This is a genomic window from Tenacibaculum sp. Ill (assembly GCF_051938915.1).
Lineage (GTDB): Bacteria > Bacteroidota > Bacteroidia > Flavobacteriales > Flavobacteriaceae > Polaribacter > Polaribacter larymnensis.
Map to the genome: position 1 here is coordinate 1,633,722 of NZ_JBPSCW010000002.1, position 19,222 is coordinate 1,652,943.

General features: G+C 31.6%; 12 protein-coding genes. 6 read left to right on the forward strand and 6 right to left on the reverse strand.

What is annotated here, in order from left to right; all coding sequences use genetic code 11:
• Positions 1-2 precede the first annotated feature (2 nt).
• The 3 genes from ACTPNM_RS07800 to ACTPNM_RS07810 form a co-directional block, all read right to left on the reverse strand.
• Entirely contained in the window at positions 3-695 is a 693-nt protein-coding gene (locus ACTPNM_RS07800) for a response regulator (RefSeq protein ID WP_440121248.1), read from the reverse strand.
• A complete protein-coding gene (locus tag ACTPNM_RS07805) occupies positions 667-2,694 on the reverse strand; it encodes a tetratricopeptide repeat-containing sensor histidine kinase (protein WP_440121249.1) in 2,028 nt (675 codons plus the stop codon). Before ACTPNM_RS07805 ends, ACTPNM_RS07800 begins: the two co-directional genes overlap by 29 nt.
• Positions 2,695-2,761: 67 nt before the next feature.
• A complete protein-coding gene (locus ACTPNM_RS07810) occupies positions 2,762-2,959 on the reverse strand; it encodes a hypothetical protein (RefSeq protein ID WP_440121250.1) in 198 nt (65 codons plus the stop codon).
• 1,672 nt (positions 2,960-4,631) lie between these two features.
• Here ACTPNM_RS07810 and ACTPNM_RS07815 point away from each other — a divergent pair.
• From ACTPNM_RS07815 to ACTPNM_RS07830, 4 genes are all read left to right on the forward strand, one after another.
• Entirely contained in the window at positions 4,632-6,095 is a 1,464-nt protein-coding gene (locus ACTPNM_RS07815; RefSeq protein ID WP_440121251.1) for an alkaline phosphatase PhoX, read from the forward strand.
• On the forward strand, positions 6,095-7,888 hold the full coding sequence (locus tag ACTPNM_RS07820) for a cytochrome-c peroxidase (RefSeq protein WP_440121252.1): 1,794 nt from the start codon (positions 6,095-6,097) through the stop codon (positions 7,886-7,888). Before ACTPNM_RS07815 ends, ACTPNM_RS07820 begins: the two co-directional genes overlap by 1 nt.
• A 113-nt stretch (positions 7,889-8,001) precedes the next feature.
• On the forward strand, positions 8,002-8,763 hold the full coding sequence (locus tag ACTPNM_RS07825; protein WP_440121253.1) for a DUF6503 family protein: 762 nt from the start codon (positions 8,002-8,004) through the stop codon (positions 8,761-8,763).
• A 130-nt stretch (positions 8,764-8,893) separates the two neighbouring features.
• Positions 8,894-10,555, forward strand: a complete 1,662-nt coding sequence (locus ACTPNM_RS07830) for a sodium:solute symporter (RefSeq protein WP_440121254.1) — start codon at positions 8,894-8,896, stop codon at positions 10,553-10,555.
• Here ACTPNM_RS07830 and ACTPNM_RS07835 read toward each other — a convergent pair.
• The 3 genes from ACTPNM_RS07835 to ACTPNM_RS07845 form a co-directional block, all read right to left on the reverse strand.
• A complete protein-coding gene (locus ACTPNM_RS07835) occupies positions 10,552-12,039 on the reverse strand; it encodes an NAD(P)H-hydrate dehydratase (RefSeq protein ID WP_440121255.1) in 1,488 nt (495 codons plus the stop codon). The two genes, ACTPNM_RS07830 and ACTPNM_RS07835, sit on opposite strands and share 4 nt — an antisense overlap.
• A gap of 90 nt (positions 12,040-12,129) precedes the next feature.
• Positions 12,130-12,819 (reverse strand): (d)CMP kinase, encoded by a 690-nt coding sequence (gene cmk / locus ACTPNM_RS07840; RefSeq protein WP_440121256.1) that lies wholly within the window; start codon positions 12,817-12,819, stop codon positions 12,130-12,132.
• Between the two features lie 115 nt (positions 12,820-12,934).
• A complete protein-coding gene (locus ACTPNM_RS07845; protein ID WP_440121257.1) occupies positions 12,935-14,794 on the reverse strand; it encodes a leucine-rich repeat domain-containing protein in 1,860 nt (619 codons plus the stop codon).
• 301 nt (positions 14,795-15,095) lie between these two features.
• Between ACTPNM_RS07845 and ACTPNM_RS07850 the strand changes: the two genes are divergently transcribed.
• Entirely contained in the window at positions 15,096-17,336 is a 2,241-nt protein-coding gene (locus tag ACTPNM_RS07850) for a gliding motility-associated C-terminal domain-containing protein (RefSeq protein ID WP_440121258.1), read from the forward strand.
• 9 nt (positions 17,337-17,345) lie between these two features.
• Positions 17,346-19,178, forward strand: a complete 1,833-nt coding sequence (locus ACTPNM_RS07855) for a PorP/SprF family type IX secretion system membrane protein (RefSeq protein ID WP_440121259.1) — start codon at positions 17,346-17,348, stop codon at positions 19,176-19,178.
• The last annotated feature ends 44 nt before the right edge of the window (positions 19,179-19,222 follow it).

The following is a 19,222-nucleotide window of genomic DNA, read 5'->3' on the forward strand; positions in this document are numbered from 1 at the left end:
TCTTATAAGAATCCTTTTTCTTTTGCTATTAAAATTAAATCACGATCATCAGAGTTGTCAACCCCAAACACTTTAGCCATTTGTCGTTTTCTTTTTTGAACAGCAGCTAATGATAATGGAAGAATATTAGGTAATTTATTCACACGATTACCAATAGATAATTCATACAATATTTTTCTATCTAAATCATCTAAAAAGTACTCATTAGAAACTTGACTTCTCAGCATTTTCATTACAGTTTTACTATAATATGGAGGGTCGCTAAGAACTTCTTTAATGGCGTGAACCAATTCTACAGGAGTAATGTCGTTTTTAACTAAAAAACCATCAGGATTTACATTTTTTAAAATACTGTGTACACGGTAATTGTCGTTAAAAGTAGTAGAAATGATAATTTTAGATTCAGGTAGCTTTTCATTAATAATCAAACCTAAATCTTCACCAGATAAAATGCCTTTTTCTTCCATAGGAGGGAGGCTAATATCTAAAAAGATAATTTCAATTGGTCGATTAGAAGAGGAGTATGCCTCTATAATTTCATCGGCAGCACCACAATTATTTGCTATTTGTACCTGAAAAGAGATGTTTTCACCTTGGCTTTCAATATAAGTAAAAGCACTTTTATAAGCTTCTGATATTAAGGGGTGATCGTCAATTATTAAAGCGTTATACTTTTTGTTTTCCATTTGTTGCATTAAAAGGGGTTATAATAACAAGCGTAGTTCCTTGGTTTTCTTTAGAAATAAACTCTAAATTACCACCTAGTTTTTTTACTCTTGCTGTAATATTTTTTATACCAATTCCCTTTTTCTTTTTCTCGGTATTAAAACCAATTCCGTCATCTTTTAACGAAATAATAAGCTCTTTTTTATTAAAAGAGACGTCTAAGGTAACGTTTTTTGCCTTAGCATGCTTAATTATGTTTTGTAAAGCTTCTTGTATTATACGATAAACATTGGCTTTTGTAACCTCACTAATTTCACTCCAAGGAATAGTTTTGTCAAAATCAAATTGATAGCTAAAGTTACCAATGGTACTTCTGTCTTTTAAAAGCTGGGTTAAAATAGTTGTAAAATTAATATTAGCACTATCAAAATTATCGCTTAACCTGTGGGAAACATCTCTAATTTCCTTTTCTATTTCTTGTAACTCATCTAAAAAAGCCTGATGTTTTTCTTGAGTTTCAGGTTTCATTTGCATTGCCAAGAAGCCTAGATTAACACGAGTACCAAAAAGTTTCCCTAAAACACCATCATGAAGTTCTGCCGAAATACGGTTACGTTCGTTAACACGCTCTTCTTCTAATTTAGCCTGTTGTTGTAGTGTTAATACATACACTTCTTCATTAGCTTTTTGTTGTTCCGCCTCTAGTTTTAATTTCTCATTTCTTACTTTTTGTACACGTAAAAAATAAAGTAGGCTAAGAACTAACAGACCAGCGAAACTAGTAACAATAATCCATACACGTTGTTGACTTAAACGCTCGGTTTCCTCAATATATTCATCTGTTTCAAACTCAATACGAGTAAACTTATTTTGTATTCTTCGCTCAGCACTAATTAAACTATCGTTAAACACGATATAACGATCTAAGTATTTTTTAGAATTTTGTTTGTCTAAATTGGCAAGTTGTTTTAAAGTAGTTAAATAATCTCCCCCATTTTTTAACTCTTTGGCAAGCAAATTGGCTTCTTTAGCATATTGCATAGCCTTAGTAGTATCTTTGATATATTTATAATAATCTGAAATATGGATTTTTGAAGTTAGAATCCCTTCGTTATTACCTAAACTATCTCTAATATTTAAAGCTTTGTGAAAATTTTGTTTTATACCTAGGGTGTCTCTTGCTAGAAGTTTACAGTAAGAAATATTGTCTAATACTCTTGCGTATTGCTCTTTTTTTAATAGATTACCAAGTTCTTTTTTGAAATTTTCTATAGCTTTTTTGTAGTTCTTCTTTTTAAGGTAAGCATTTCCTATATTATTGAAAATAGTTATGTATTTTCTACTTCTATTTTTTTTACTTAGGTTGGAATAATGTTTTAGAGCTGTTTTGTAATAGAATATAGCTTTGTCATATTCTTTAATATCAAATTGCAGAAGACCAAGATGGTTGTATGATAAGTATAAATCCTGATGTTTTTTTAAGCTTTTATAAATTTTTAAAGCTTTAATAATTAAGATTTCACTACCTAAATAATCTCTGTAGCGGCCTTTAATATGTGCCATTCCAAATAACATTTTAGCTTTTTCATATTCAAAGTTACCTTTTTCGAAAGCTTCATAGGCTAGATTAAAATGAGCATAGCCCTTACTGTATTTACTCAGCTTTACATAATAAGTAGCATAATTCCAATGAGCGTCACCCAGTGAGTAATAGTCCTTTGTTTTGTTTGCTGACTCTACAGCCTTTTGATTAATCTTGAGAAAAGATATTGAGTCTTTTAGCTTGTAGTATTCGTAAGATATGGTGCTTAAGTGATTTTGACTCTTTTGATTCTTTTGGATATAGTTATACGCTTTGAATAATATTTTTCTCCTACTAACAGTGTCTAACTTTTCATTATTAATTGAATTTAGCCATATTTTAATGCTGTCTACTTGTTGTAATTTAGAGTACGGTAAGAAAAAGCTATAAACAGAGCTTGTTAGAATAAAAAATAAAAAGAATAAATTTGCTTTTAGAGGTTTCAAGAGTATTGTTTTTTGAGATAACTAAAAAAAGCTTCTAACATTTTGTTAAAAGCTTGTAAATATAAGTTTAATTTCCTTTTGTACCATCACCTCCATCGTTACCACCACCTGTATCTCCACCTAAGTAAGGAGGTGGACTTGTTACTGAAACTAGTTCTATATGATTATCGTTGTCGTTTGGTACAATATCTTCTGTTAAGTCTGTACAACTTGTGGTTAACAAAAATAACGTGCTTATTAGTAGTGTAAATTTTAAAGTTCTCATAATTTCAATTTTTAAATTTTGACAATAGTTTTCCTAGCCGCATGTGCAGCTCATATAGCATCGAAATAAATTTTCGTGTGTATTACATCATTTTTTAAATGAGGCAATAGTCATCTAACCCAAGTGTTTGGGTAGTAGGTAGAATTAAATTGATAGAAACATCAATTCATGAAGATGTGTTACTACTAAGGCCTATTGAGTACAACAGACTTCAGGGAATTCTACTTTGTCATAAAGGAAGCGTTTGCAATTTTTTTGAATGAACGCTAGTTGATTTCTGATTCTAAAATAGTGACAACATTATTGATAATGAAGATGATTTTAGTAAGCGTTCTTGTTTAATGAGTAAACGTCCTTTTTCATATAGTATGTGCAATTTTAATGTTTTCATAGCATTTATTTTGTCTTCTTAATATAGTGAAAAAAAACGAATTATACAAGTTTTAACTTGTTAAAAATGTGTTTTTTAATAAAAAAAAGCGTCTTTTTTAAAAAGACGCTTTTGTGTTATATATAAGTGTAGAATAATTGCTAATTCCTCATTAAATATTTTGCTCCACAATAAACATCCTTGTCTTTTTTTGTTATGTAATCAGCCTCTTTTCTGTAAGCTAAGCTGATACTTTTGTTTATGTTAGTTAATACCATAGTTTTAAATTATTATTTATTAATAATACTAATTAAGTATATCTTAATAAGTATGGTACAAATATACGAAATTTTTACAATAAAACAAGTGTTTTTATTACTTAATATATTGATAATCAAGTGATTATTTTAGTTTTAAGGTAAAGGGAGGCTGTCCGGATAATATCCAGATAAGTAGTGTTTTTGTAACGTTTTGTACGTTAGTGTCTTAGAGTTCAATTAAGAGTTTTTAGTATGTTTTAAATTAAAATTCCATTTTTCAAAAAAAATATAAAAAAAAAGCGTCCAAAATTAATTGGACGCTTTATATATTATTAGTTTTTATAATCAAATCATATTTGAGTTTTCATTATAATTAACATACAACGTCCTGTTTCGAAAGATTCCTTCATCAGGATTCCCGCGAAAACCACATGTTAAGCTTACAAGCTCTTGTGCTATATGTAACTTCATTTTTTTCATGAAAAGCAAATATATAAAATTTTAAATAATTATTGTTTTAACAATATTTTTAGCTTTTAGGACCTTTTTTACTCCATTTTGTTGAAAAAGTAAGTCAGTGACTTACTAAAAGTAAGTCACTGACTTACCAAAAAGAAAATTAGACGGTTTATTTTTGTCTCGGTTAAAATTTAAACCTTCAATAAGGTTAAGATATAAAATGGGGAATTATATCACGTCGTAGGGAAAGTTCTATGAAGAAAAAGAAAAACAAAATGACTTTTTTACTCTAACCAAAGTAAAAATTTGATGCAAACTAAGAGTACCTTTTAAAGGTGCTCTTTTTTTTGTTAGAAAAAGAGGTGTACCAAGAAGTAATATGAGTTAAGTAAGTTAAGAGATGGTTAAGGACTGTAACGGTAATAACTAGTGTTTACAGGATTTTACGAAAATTGTTGTTTAGAGTTGTTTAAGTTTAGTTAAAGTTAATAACCTTTTGATGAGATAGATTTAAACTATAGCTAAGAACTTCTTAAAGTTAGTGTTGTTGATTTGCGGGTATAAAACAAAAATTAACAGAATAATGAAAAACTTACTTAAATTAGGGTTCTTAGGTGTTTGTAGTGTAATAGCTTTAACATCGTGTGACTCTGATAGTACACTTAACCATGGAGATTCAATAGAATTAAAAGCACATTCTAAAACTCCCAACTTCTTAAAATTAGAATCAGAGTTTTCTGGAGTAAACATTTTTCCTTTATTATCATCTGAAGATAAATTAGAAGATACTCCAAACTTTGTGTATGGTTCTATGTCTGATGGGGCTGGATTAATGAGAAACTCAGATGGTACTTATACTTTAATAAATAATATTGAGGCAGATTACTCTATTGCTCGTATTAAATTAGATAAAACTTTTAAACCAGTTCATGGTGAGTATATTTTAAACGCTATAGCAACAGGAGGCTCTGCTCAATGTTCAGGGACGTTAATAACACAAGAAGAGCATGGCTTTGGTCCTCTATACTTATCTGGAGGTGAATGGGGAGATGGACCTCAAGGTGTTTTTGCTACAGACCCTTTTAAAGATGCATCTGGGGCAAGTAGTCCAAGAATGTTAACTGCTATGGGGCAGTGGGTGACTGAAAATGCAGTACCGTTAAGTAAAGATGCTTATACTGATAAGACGGTTGTGTTTATAGGAGATGATCACGGAGATAATATGGTTCCTTCAGGACAATTAGGAATGTATGTAGGTAGTAGAGGAGATGTAGAAGGAGGAAAGTTATATGGTTTAAAAGTAACGGATGAAGGTGTTACTTATGAAGTAGACATGAAAGAAGGTACAACTTACAGTGCTTCTTTTGTTGAGTTAACTGAGAAGAATATCGATTTGTTAGATGCTGAAGCTAAAGAAAAAGGAGTGATGGGATTCTCTCGTTTAGAAGATATTGATTGGAGAAGAGGTTCTGCTAAAAACAATCGTGAAATTTATTTTTGTGTTACAGGTCGTAAAAAAGATGGTTTAATAGGGAAAGGAACTATTTACGGACGTGTGTATAAAGTAGAATTAAATGAAAATGATCCTACAGGAGCTGCTAAAATTACATGTGTGTTAGATGGTGATAAGTTAGACGGTAAAGCAGGTGTTTTTCATAGTCCTGATAATATCGTAGTAACTGAAAACTATGCTTATATTCAAGAAGATCCTAACGGGTATTTTGATAGTGCAGAAAAACAACATGCTGCAAGTTTATACCAATATAACCTAAAAACAGGAGAACTGAAAAAAGTATTAGAATGTGACCAAGTGGCAGCTGCGGCAGCAGGTTATGGGTTAACTTACCAAGAAAAAGCATGGGAGATTACAGGAATGATTGATATTTCTAAAACTATAGGAGTAAGCAATACATTTTTATTAATTACTCAAAATCATGGTTGGGTTCCAGCAGATGGGGGAGCGTTTACAGATCCTTTAGCAAATGATGCAGCTGAAACATCAAAAGAAGGAAGTCAATTATATGTGATTCAAGGATTAGATAGATAATGACAAACAATTTTCAAAAAATACAAAAGGCACATGTTATCATGTGTCTTTTTCTGGTATCTATAATTAGTTGTAAACAAGAAAAAACAGCGAGTTACACAAAAGTTGATAGTAAAGCTTTAGTAGTAAAAGTTGAAGAATATTACTCACTTCATTTAGATAATTGTATTACTCTTTTAGAAGAAATTAATATTGTTGATGAGGTTTCAGAGAAACTTAATAAGTACAAATTAGCGAGAAAAGAGTTTAAGTTAATTGAGCCTATTTTATCATTTGTTGATAAAGAAAATTATAAGAGTTTAAATAGCCCTAATCTTTTACGAATTGACGAAGAAGATGCTACCAATATAAAAATAAGAAATCCTTTTGGTTTTCAGGTTATTGAAGAGTTATTACATGAAGATGAGGTTGATGTTATTGCTTTAAAAGATGCTGTAAATATTACCAAAAATAGACTTAAACTAATAGCGGCAAACAATACATTGTATTTAAAAAAGCACCATGTTTTATGGTTGTTACGCGATCAAATTGCTCGTATAGCTTTGGTAGGAATAACAGGTTTTGATTCACCTGTGTTAGAGCAATCGTTGACTGAGGCTAAGACAAATTATGAAACCTTATTTTTTATTATAAAAACGTATAAGAGTGAATTTTCAAATGAAAGCTTATATACTGATTGGTTGAATGAAATACAGACAACTCAAGAAGTATTAGAAGATGGAGAGTTTACTACATTCAATCGTTTCGATTTTATTAAAAGCCATACGCATAAGCAATTAGAGTTGTTGGCAAAAACTTCAGAAGATTGGAAAGTGGAGTTTCCATTAACTATGGCATTTAATAACAATATCACTTCGTTATTTTCTAAAGAAACATTTAATATTAATTTCTTTAATGACTATCATCAGTTAGAGAAAGCTATGTCTGGTGAAAAAATAGCTTTAGGAAAAAAATTATTCAACGATAAAAGCTTATCAAAAGACGGTGTTATGAGTTGTGCTACTTGTCATATTAAGGATAAAGCTTTTACAGATGGATTAGCAACTTTTCCGAAGCAAAAAAGAAATACACCAACACTACCGTATGCTGCTTATCAACAAACTTTTTTTCATGATGGAAGAGCAGGAAGTTTAGAAGGACAAATTGTTGGAGTTGTTGAAAATAAAAATGAGTTTCATACCAATTTAGAAAATTTGACAAAAACTGTAAAAAGTGATAGTGTGTATACGAAATCATTTACTGATTTATATGGAAAAGTAACTGATTTTAATATTAGAAACGCGATGGCAAATTACATTAGAAGTTTAGGAGACTTTAGTTCAAAGTTTGATAAAAACATCAATAATAAAGAAAACACTTTAAGAACTTCTGAAATCAATGGATTTAATCTTTTTATGGGAAAAGCAAAATGTGCGACCTGCCACTTTCCACCTGTGTTTAATGGAACAGTTCCTCCTAATTTTACAGAAACAGAAGTAGAGTCTATAGGAGTTCCAAATTTAGAAGAAACAGGGTTAGATGATGACCTAGGTGCTTATAATATATTTAAAACTGAAGAACGAAAATACTTTTTCAAAACTTCTACCGTTCGTAATGTATCCAAAACGGCTCCCTATATGCATAATGGGGTATATGAAACCTTAGAACAAGTAGTTGATTTTTATAATAAAGGTGGTGGACAAGGATTAGGGTATAAAGTTCCAAATCAAACGTTACCATCAGATAAATTAAATTTGTCAGAAAAAGAAATTAAAGACCTAATAGCTTTTATGGAAGCCTTAACGGATGAATAATTCATTCAATTTTTATAGTTAACATAAAACTCTCTAAATGTATTTTAGAGAGTTTTTTATTTTTACTGTAATTTTTAGCGGCAGTTTCGACCAATCAGAATAAATCAATTATCATGAAAAAAATAGTACTACTAATAACTATAGCTTTTGTTTCAATAGCGTGTAAAAAAGAAATTAAAAAGGAAACAAGTAACAAAGAAGAGGTAGCAGTATCAAAATACCCAAAAGCTTTAGAAGAAGTTTTAAAAGAACATGGGGGAATTGAACAATGGAAGAAAATGAAAACATTGTCATTCACATTAAAAAATGAAGAGCATACTACAGATTTACATTCACGAAAAACAGTAGTGAATTCACCAGAATATTCTTTAGGCTTTGACGGAACAGAAGTGTGGTTACAACAACAAGACTCAACCGCTTTTAAAGGGAATCCTGAGTTTTATTATAACTTATATTTTTATTTTTATGCAATGCCTTTTGTGTTAGCAGATGATGGTATTGTATATTCAGAAACAAATCCACTAATTTATGAAGGAGTAACTTACCCAGGAATAAAAATTTCATACAAAGCAAACGTTGGAACTTCACCAGATGATAATTATTTTATATTTTACCACCCAGAAACAAAACAAATGGCTTGGTTAGGGTATACGGTTACCTTTTTTAGTAAAGAACCAACCGATGCGTATAAAATTATAAGATACAACGATTGGGAAAATGTTAACGGTTTGTTGTTGCCAAAATTCATAACTTGGTATGCTAAAGATGAAAACGGGCAACCAACAGAACCAGCAAGAGAACCAATTCAGTTTAAAATGCCTTTATTAAATGAAGCATCTTTAGCCAATAGTTTTTACGAGAAACCAAAACAATAATCAACTAATAAACAAACAAAGTATGGATAAAAAGTATGTATGGAAAAAAGAATACACGTTAGTCTTAGTGGCTAACTTAGTATACATCGTGTTATTTTATATAATCACTAACATATATACAAAGTAAACCATGCAAATAGTAGATTGGATTGTTCTTTCAATAACCTTATTGTTTATTGTTTTATATGGAGCTTGGAAAACCAGAGGAAGTAAAAATGTAGAAGATTATATAAAAGGAGGAAACGAAAGTAAATGGTGGACGATTGGTTTGTCGGTTATGGCAACACAAGCCAGTGCCATTACTTTTTTATCTACTCCAGGACAAGCGTTCCATAGCGGAATGGGCTTTGTACAGTTTTACTTCGGGTTACCAATAGCAATGGTAATTATCTGTTTGGTGTTTATTCCTATTTATCACCGATTAAAAGTTTACACAGCTTACGAATATTTAGAGGGAAGGTTCGATCAAAAAACTCGAACCTTAACTGCAATTCTGTTTTTAATTCAACGTGGATTAGCTGCAGGAATTACCATTTTTGCCCCAGCTATTATTTTGTCAGCTGTTTTGGGGTGGGATTTAGTTACGCTAAATATTATAATAGGTGTTTTGGTAATTATTTATACTGTTTCTGGAGGAACTAAAGCAGTAAGTGTTACTCAAAAACAACAAATGGCTGTAATTTTCGCAGGAATGTTTGTTGCTTTTTACTTGATATTACAATATTTACCAGAAGATATTACATTTACCAAAGCATTAGAAATTGCAGGTGCTTCTGATAAAATGAAAGTACTAGACTTTTCTTGGGATTTAAATAACCGTTATACTGTTTGGACAGGTATTTTAGGAGGAACATTTTTAATGCTATCTTATTTCGGAACTGATCAAAGCCAAGTACAGCGCTATTTATCAGGGAAATCATTAAGAGAAAGTCAATTAGGATTGATTTTTAATGGGCTGTTAAAAGTACCGATGCAGTTTTTTATTCTGTTAGTTGGAGTAATGGTGTTTGTATTTTATCAGTTTAATCCGTCACCGTTAAATTTTAACCCAAAATCAGGAGAAGCAATAGCAAATTCCAACCTTGAAACAATAGAACAATATGTAAAATTAGAAGAGCAGCATCGTTTTATTGAAGGAAGAAAAAAAGCGCTGATTTTTGAAGGGTTAACTCCTGATAATGTAGCACAGATTCAAGAGTTTAATGAACAAGATAAGATACTAAAGGAAGAGGCGAAAACTATTATTTCAGAAGTAGATCCGTTAGTAGAAACAAACGATAAAGATTATGTGTTTATTCATTTTATTCTAAATAATTTACCCAAAGGATTAATAGGTCTATTATTAGCGGTAATTTTATCAGCAGCCATGTCTTCTACAGCATCTGAATTAAACGCTTTAGGAGGTACGACAGCGATTGACTTGTACAAACGAAATACCAAAATAGAATATAGCGATGAGCATTATGTAAAAATGTCAAAATGGTTCACTTTAGGTTGGGGGATTTTAGCAATTTTAGTCGCCTGTGTAGCTAATTTATTTGATAATTTAATTCAGCTCGTAAATATTATAGGTTCCATTTTCTACGGAAACGTGCTGGGGATATTCTTATTAGCCTTTTTTATAAAATATGTAAAAGGAAATGCGGTATTTGTTGCAGCAATAATCACACAACTAATAATCATAGCAGTTTGGTATATTGATTGGTTGCCGTATTTGTGGTTAAATGCTTTAGGGTGTGGATTAGTAATGTTATTAGCAACAATAATCCAAACATTTTCTAAAGAAAACTAACTTTTTTCTATTCGTAAAGCATCAATAATATCAGAAGCTATTAAAGCATTGTATCCTTTTTTACTAGCAGCTTCGTCACCTGCTTTTCCATGAAAATATACACCTAATAAAGCAGCGTGTAAAGACGAATAGTTTTGAGCTAATAATCCAGTGATTATTCCTGTGAGTACATCACCGCTACCACCTGTTGCCATTCCTTGGTTTCCAGAAGTGTTGAAATATAAATTTCCTCCAGGAGAAGAAATCACAGTATATGCATTTTTTAAAACCACGATGCATTGATATTTTGCAGAAAATTCAAGTTGCTTCTGAAAACGTTCAGTTGAGGTGTCAGATTTTCCAACCAATCTATCAAATTCTTTAATATGTGGAGTTAGGACAGAGTTTTTAGGAAGTAATGATTTTAATTCTTCGTTTTGAGCAATAATATTAATAGCATCGGCATCTATTACTAACGGACTACTACTTTCCGATACTAATTTTTTTACAAGTTGTGTCGTTTTTTCGTTAACACCTATTCCAGGACCTATCCCGAGAATGTCGTATTTGAAAATTTCTGGGAGTTCGGTCACGAATTCTTCATTCTCATCGGTTAGGCACATTGCTTCTGGGACGGAAGATTGTATAATTTGGTAACCACATTTTGGTACGTAACTAGTCAGTAGACCAGTACCACTTCGTAAGCAAGCTTTTGAAGAAAGTACAGCAGCCCCCATTTTTCCGTAAGAACCAGCAATTAATAACGCATGTCCGTAACTTCCTTTGTGTGATTGACGCGGTCTAGAAGTTAAAATATCAGCAATTTTATCGTTCAGAATGAAATAGTTGCTTTCTTGTTGCTGAATAAAATCTTCATCTAAGCCAATATCAACTGTTTTCCAATTTCTTACAAAGGTTCCATTTTCAGGAAAAAAAAATGAAAATTTTGGTCGCTGAAAACTTACAGCAAGGTCTGTCTGTACAACAGTTTCAGAATCAGGAAGCTTGTCGCAATACAATCCAGAAGGAACATCAACAGCATATACAGTTTTCTTAGCCTTATTTATATTTTGAATCACTTTTTTTATAAAACCAGTAATAGGCTTGGAAAGTCCAAAACCAAAAATAGCATCAATAATTACATCGTACTCAGAAAAATCAGGAGTTTCATCAGTTGACTTTATAATAATAGTATCATCAAGTTTTTGAAAATTAATATCACAATCAGAGCTAAGTGTATCTTTAAACTGAACTAAAAAAGGTTGTATAGTGTATTTTTTACTTTTTAAAATTCTAGCAATAGCAAATCCGTCACCTCCATTATTACCAACACCACTAACAATAGCAATTTTTAGAGAACGATTTAATAAAGGTTCAATAGCTTTTACAAAGGCTAAAGATGCTTGCCCCATCAGAGCAAATGAGGTAATTCCTTTTTTAGTAATAGTGTGTTCGTCAGCTTTTCGTATTTGAGCAACGTTGATTATTTTTTGAAGATTTTCCATGTAAGAAATTTACAACTTTACATAAAAAAAGCAAAAAGAAACCCACAAAGAATTTTGTGGGTTTATTGTACTAATAATTAAAAGTAGTTTTTATTGAATTCTAGCGTTAACTAAACTCATAATACGTTCAAATTGTTCTTTAAGCCCCATATCAGAATTATCAAACTCAATAGCATCGTCTGCCATAACCAAAGGAGAGTCTTCTCGGGTAGAATCTATTTTGTCGCGCTCTTGTACATTTTGTAAAATTTCTTCATAATTTATATTATCACCACGATCTAATAATTCTTTGTAGCGACGCGTAGCGCGTTTGTCGGCAGAAGCAGTCATAAATAATTTTAATTCAGCATCAGGAAAAACTACAGTTCCAATATCGCGACCATCCATAACAATCCCCTTGTTTTTACCCATTTCCTGCTGCTCACGAACTAACTTTTTTCTAATTTCAGAAACTTCAGCAACTTTACTTACGAATTTAGAAACTTCAATGGTTCTAATTTCTCTTTCAACATTGATTCCGTTTAAAAACATTTCAGCAAAACCAAGTTCTTCATTAAAAGCAAAAGACAAAGAAATGTTAGGTAAATCAGCAATTAAATCTTCAGAGTTAAAATGACTTTCAGAAATATAGTTTTGCTGCATAGCATACAAAGTAACAGCTCTATACATTGCTCCGGTATCAACATATATATAGGTCAATTCTTTGGCTAATTGCTTAGCAATAGTACTTTTCCCTGTAGATGAAAAACCGTCAATGGCTATAGTTATTTTCTTTGTCATGATTCAAAAAATAGATAGCAAATATAGGGTAGAATTCTAATACTTTTGAAAGATATAGACAAAAAAGAGAGAGGTATTAACCTCTCTCTTTGAAAATATGCTATTAACTGTATTGTTACATTTTAATAAAATTAGTAGTGTGTGTACCTCTATTACTGTTAACTCTAAATATATAGCTACCAGTAGCTAGGTCGTTAACATTAATAGGAGCCCCATCTTCTAAATCAATAGGGGCACCCAACCTTTGAGTTGTTGTTGAAGTTGTTGATTTTTTGAATGATAAACTACCAAAACCTCCTCCAAAAAGAAGATTAACACTTTTTACAAAACTACCCGTTTGAGCATTGAAAATATCAGCTGTAGAGGCTGTTGTGCCAGTGTCTTTTTTAGATAAGATCATACTTCCAGTGGTAGGATTAGGAGATAGGATAAAGTAACTACCAAAATCGTTTCTTGGTAAAGTACAATCTGTGTTAACCGTACATAATGGGTACATACCTTTTATGTAGTTTTTAATATCATTGAAAAACGATACATTGTTTACACAAACAAAATTTAGCTTTGGGCAAGACCTCAAGTCAACATAAGGGTCTGAGCTACCAAAACGAGTAAAGTAACTAAAACTAAGGTAAAATTCATGCCCTCCTGTTAAATAAGCAGTTTCTAAGTTTGGGTTATTGTTTAAGTTTAATGTCTTCAAAGAAGTACAATTTCTTATGTCTATTTTACTAATAAGATTGTTGTTTAAAATTAAACGTTTTATTTTGGTATTGTTTGAAGTAATATTTAACCCTGTTATCTTGTTGTTGTGTGCCTGTATACTTTCTATGTTGGGATTAGTGTTAATATCTAATTGTGTTATTTGACAGTTCCAGATTTGCATATCTTTAAGAGCACTACAGTTTGTAGTATTCAAGGTAGTTAGAAAAGGATTGTGTGTTGTGTTAATATAGAATAACTTTGTTAAGTTACTGGCATCTAATTTAGATATTTTGTTATCATTAATAAATATACTTCTAAGGTTTTTGTTATTGTTAATGTTGATATTAGTTAAAAGGTTATTTGATAGATCTAAAGACTCAAGTGCCAAGTTGTTTTCTATATTAATACTGCTTATTTGATTGTAGCTTAGTGATAGGTTTCTTAGTTTAAGGTTATTGCTAAAGTCAACGGATGTTAGTTTATTTGAATTTAAATATAATACTGTAAGGTTTGTTAGGTATTCAATTCCTGTAAGGTCGGAAATATTTTTATTGTTATAATTACCAATAAGTGTTATTTTCTCTGCTTCATCAATGCAAATTTCTCCGTCACCATCAGTATCATAATCTTCTACTAATGCTTGTTTAAAATTAGGGTCAGGGAAGTTTATTATTGGGCAGGTAACAATTGTACATTCGCCTATATGGAGAGCGCTTCCAATTCTGTCCCAGAACCCTCTATGATCTACACCATTTGATTGAGGCATGTATTGTGCATTGCTAATGCAAACATACTCTATAACGTCTAGATCAAAGTATATACCCCATTGGGCTTCCATTTGAAAGGTACTTGGGCCTGTTAAATATGCATGTTTAATAGGGTTGTCTTCGAGTCTTAGTCCCCATAATGCACAGTTTCTAACATCAACAGAAGATATTTGGTTTCTTCTAGCGGTTAAAAAACGTAATTTGGTTAGGGTGGAAGTTTGTGAATAATCAATCTTCTTAATGCTATTATCACTACAGTTTAGAACTTCTAGGTTTTTAAAAAATTGAATTCCGTCTAAACTTGATATATTTTTATTATCTAAATTTAACCTGTCTATACTTAAGGCTTCAGCTTCTTCAATTTCACCGTTTCCAGAAGTATCTATGATAGGATCATGAGTTAATAGTGCTTGTTTAAAATTAGTGTCTGGAAAATTAATTTGTCCATAAGAGTTTGTAAATAGGCATAGTAATACACCTAAAAAGTAAAAGGAGTTTTTTTTCATAATACATAAATTTTTACACGCAAAATATTTTTTAAGAGCGTGGTTTTGGGGTTAAATTTGATAATACAATTTTTAATTACTGCAATTCTAGTAGTATAGAAAGTATAGCATATTTTTTCGCTAACAAAGGAAAGTTTTTTTTACAAAAAAAAAAAATAAAAAAGGTAAAAAACAAAGAGCTGTAAAACTTTAGTTGCCTGTTAAAAATAGATTTTATATATTTCCCTATTAATTTTATTAGTTTTATTATAGTTTTGTTAAGAAAAACTATAAATTTGACACCCTTAAAAGAATCCCTTAAATGAAAAGAAGCACTAAAAGCATATTATTACTTTTAGCATCATTTCTACTGTGTATAAATTCAAGCGCTCAAGTGCTTGAAAGCGTAGTTATTAACGATTTAGTGGGGGTGAGTAATAGATCTCTTTGTGATCAAGTAGGAGGGACAGATTATTCTCTAGATATAACTTTTAGTGGAGCTGCTTTTGAGGATGAAAATACTTTTAAAATAGAGATTTCTGATGAAAATGGATCTTTCTCAGATCCCAGCAAGGTAAAAACATTAAGAACTCTAGTCAGTACAGCTGCAGATAATTATAATCAACAATTTAATATAGAAAATATCAGTTTTCAGTTGCCAGAAGGAACTTATGGTAAGAATTATGTAATACGTGTAACTACAAGTCAGGAACCTGTCCAAACAGTACAGACAGCTCCTTTTGAGGCTTATTATGATATGTTTACAGAAGGTGAGTTATCTATAAATAATGGTAATGCTTTTACATTATGTAATGGTGAATCAAGAGAAGTTTTTTTAGATACTGATGTAAATAGAGAGTATTTATGGTATAGAAGAGTTGGTGGTACGGATGAGTTGGTAGCAACTACGCAAGAGCCTAAATATACAATAACAGAAACAGGACAATATTATGTAGTAATTGATTATGGTTTATGTGGAGGGCCGAAGTCAAGGTTTTTAAATGTTGATGGTCTTAGTGGAACAGATACGCAAATTAAAGGGGCTTCAACTATTGAAATATGTGGAGACCAATCTCATACATTTGAAGCAAATGCGACCAATACTACTTATATATATAATTGGTATTTAGATGATGAATTAAAAAAATCTTCAAACGATCCAACATATACCACACCAACTGTAGGACAATTTGGTACATACCGTTTAGAAATAGAAGCAGGGACATGTACAACAGTTTCAAATGATGTAGTGTTACAACAACAAACAGAAGCTAGTTTTAATGTGGGAACAGAAGGAGCCTTGGTCAGAGTAATTTTACCAGGGGAAACAATAGAACTGTGTATTAATCATGACGCGCCTTCAGGTACAATTGAATGGTTTAAGGGTACTGATACGACTCCTTTAGCAGCAAAGACCCAACTATGTATGAATGCCATTGAGCCAGAAGTGTATTATGCACGAGTAACTCAGAGTACAGGATCTGCTTGTGACGCTGTTGTTGATTCAGAAGAATTTGTACTACTGGCTGTAGATTCGTTTAATGTAGTAATTAGAACTGCTACAGATTATGAAGAGTGTAATTCAGCTACTACTAAGTTAAGTATGGTAGGGGTAAAGGCCGTAGCAGAAGATGGAAACGAGTATGATTTAACCTCCGATCAAATAGCGATGTTAAATTTTGATTGGAAAAAAGATGGAGTTTCTACAGGAGGAACAAGTGATCAGTACACTGTCAATTCATATGTAGATAATGGTTCTTACACATTAACAGTAAGTACAAATACAGGAAAGAGTGGTGATTCTAATGCTATTGATGCAAAGTTAGTAGAGGTACCTCAGATATCTTCTACATCAACTTCAAATTCTTTATGTGCAGGTTCTTCTATTGTTTACACAATAGATAACTTTAATACGAGTTATACTTATCAATGGGTAAAAGACGGTGATGAAGATGTAACCCCTTCAGATCCTCAAACACTAGTAGTGAATGAAGTAGGTGAGTATGTGTTACAATATTCTGATTCAAGCTGTAGCAATGAATTAGCACCTATAAATGTAATTCCTTTTGATGATTCAGCAGTAACTGTTACTCCATCAGAAATTGTTGTGCTGGAAGAGGGCGGTTCAGCTATAGTTGTGGCAGCTGGTGGAGAAAATTATGAATGGTACCAAGGAGAAAGTACTTCAGGAACTTTGTTGTCTACAACAGAGCAGTTAGAAGTGACTGAATTAGGTTTTTATACAGTGCAAGTAAAAGTAGGTAACTGTACACTGTATAAGACAATAGAAGTAGTAGAACCTGATGATCAAGTTGTAGTGCCTAACACATTAACTCCTAATGGAGATGGGAAAAATGACACATGGAAAATATCAAATAAATATGCGTTTCAACCATTGGTAACAATAATGTTGTACAACGCTAACGGTAAAGAAATTTTAAAAACAACTGAATATAGAAATGATTGGCCTACAGAGGATTTAGGAAATCAAAAAGTCTTTTATTATAAAATAGTAAAAGAAGATAAGTTGATTAAAGCTGGAACTATATCTGTTTTACACTAAAAAGTTAGAATGATTAGAAAAATTACGTTACTTATTTTACTGGTATTAAATGTGTTTGTGGTACAAGCGCAGTTTTCCGGTGGCGAACAACAATATAATAGTTTTAGTTCACGTAGCTTTATGAAATTCAATCGTTTTTTAACTGTACCAACCTTCTCTGCTTTACGAGAAAATAAAACATCACTTTCGGCTATTGTAAGAAATAGTAATATAGATTTTGAAGACAATCCTCGTTTATATATGCTTACATACTCTGGTAAGATGCGAGAAAATGTAGGTGCAGGGTTAGCTATTTATCAACAAGAAGTAGGTTCTGTAAAAGATTTTGGAGCTTTGGCTAATTACGCTCATCGTTTACGATTAAATGAAACCATGGATTTAACCTTTGGGTTTAACTTTTTGTATAGTAGAAGAAGTTTAGACTGGGGAAGAGTTTTAGTAACAGACGATGGGGATACTTTTTTAAGTAATTATCAAGACGATCCCGTTGTAAACTTTCAACCAGCGATAACTTTATCTATTGGAAAGTTTGATGTAGGAGTGTTTTTTGAGAATTTAGTAGACTTTAACCTAAAAAAGAGTGAAATGGCTACTTCTTTTGGAGAAAAAACATTTTCAGGACATTTAATGTATTCACACGAGTTAACTTATGCTAAAGGTCTTTTTGAAGGAGCAGATATACGAATGTTAGCAACCGCAAGAAAACCAGGAGATGAAGGGTTTACCTATGGAGCAAATGCTATTGTAGATTTACCTAAAGCAGGTTGGGTAAAAGCAGGTTATGATAAAACATACGGTATCTCAGCAGGTGTTGGAGTAAACTTGTCTGATAAGTTAGCAATTGGTTTTACCTATGAAAAGAGCAGTTTTGCTGCAACTAATGAAATAGGATTGATTTATAATTTTGGAAAAAGATCGTTTACAAGAGAGCGTCCTAAAAGAAGAACTGGTAACGTAAAAGTTAGTCTTCCAGAACGAGCCCCAAAGAAAGAAATTGAATATAAAAACCCAGAACACAACGATTTATCTGATGAAATTCAACAAGCGCAAGACTCTATTGATATTTTAAATAAAAAAGTTGACGAGGTATTACGTTTATTGAAAAATCAACCAGCGCCGAAAACAACAACTAATACAGTAATAATAAGAGATACAGTTCAATCAAAAGATACTTCATTAAAAAGAAGATCAAATAAACCATGGCGTAAGAGTACAATAACGCGTTCAGGTGGAGGAGGTACCATGTATTATGTAGTTTCAGACCAGTTTAGAAGTAAAGAAAATGCTGAAGCACTAATAGATAAGTGGTCTAGATTAGATATTGAAGCAAAATATGTATTTGAGCCTAAGAAAAAGTTATATTACGTTTACCTTGATAGGTTTGCAAAAGAAGAAGATGCAGAAGAAGAGGTTGACAATTTTAACGATAAAACTCGTTTATTTGAAAAGAACGATGAGAAGAAAGATAACTCAACGATAAAAGTTCAAAAAACAACTAAAGATCCTGTGTATGTGGTTAAAATTACTTTAGGAGGCTCATTGAGTAGTTATGAAGAACCTAAAACACAACCACCAGCTAGAGTTTATCCAATGGAGGCTGAAGGAGTAGAGCCAGGATATTATTTAAGAGTATATGTTAACTCACAAAAAGCATTAGCAGATAGAAATGTAGATGAGTTACGAAATGATGATATAGATGCAGATTATTTTGTTGACCCAAAAACAGGGTTTATGCATGTTTACATTTTTAAAACAACAGATAGAGCGGAAGCAATAAAAATGTACAATACAAATTTAAATGGAGCCTTTTACGATCGTAAAGCAATCGTACAGATAAAATAAAATACATAACTTAAGAACTTGATTAATTAATTCCCCCAATTGAA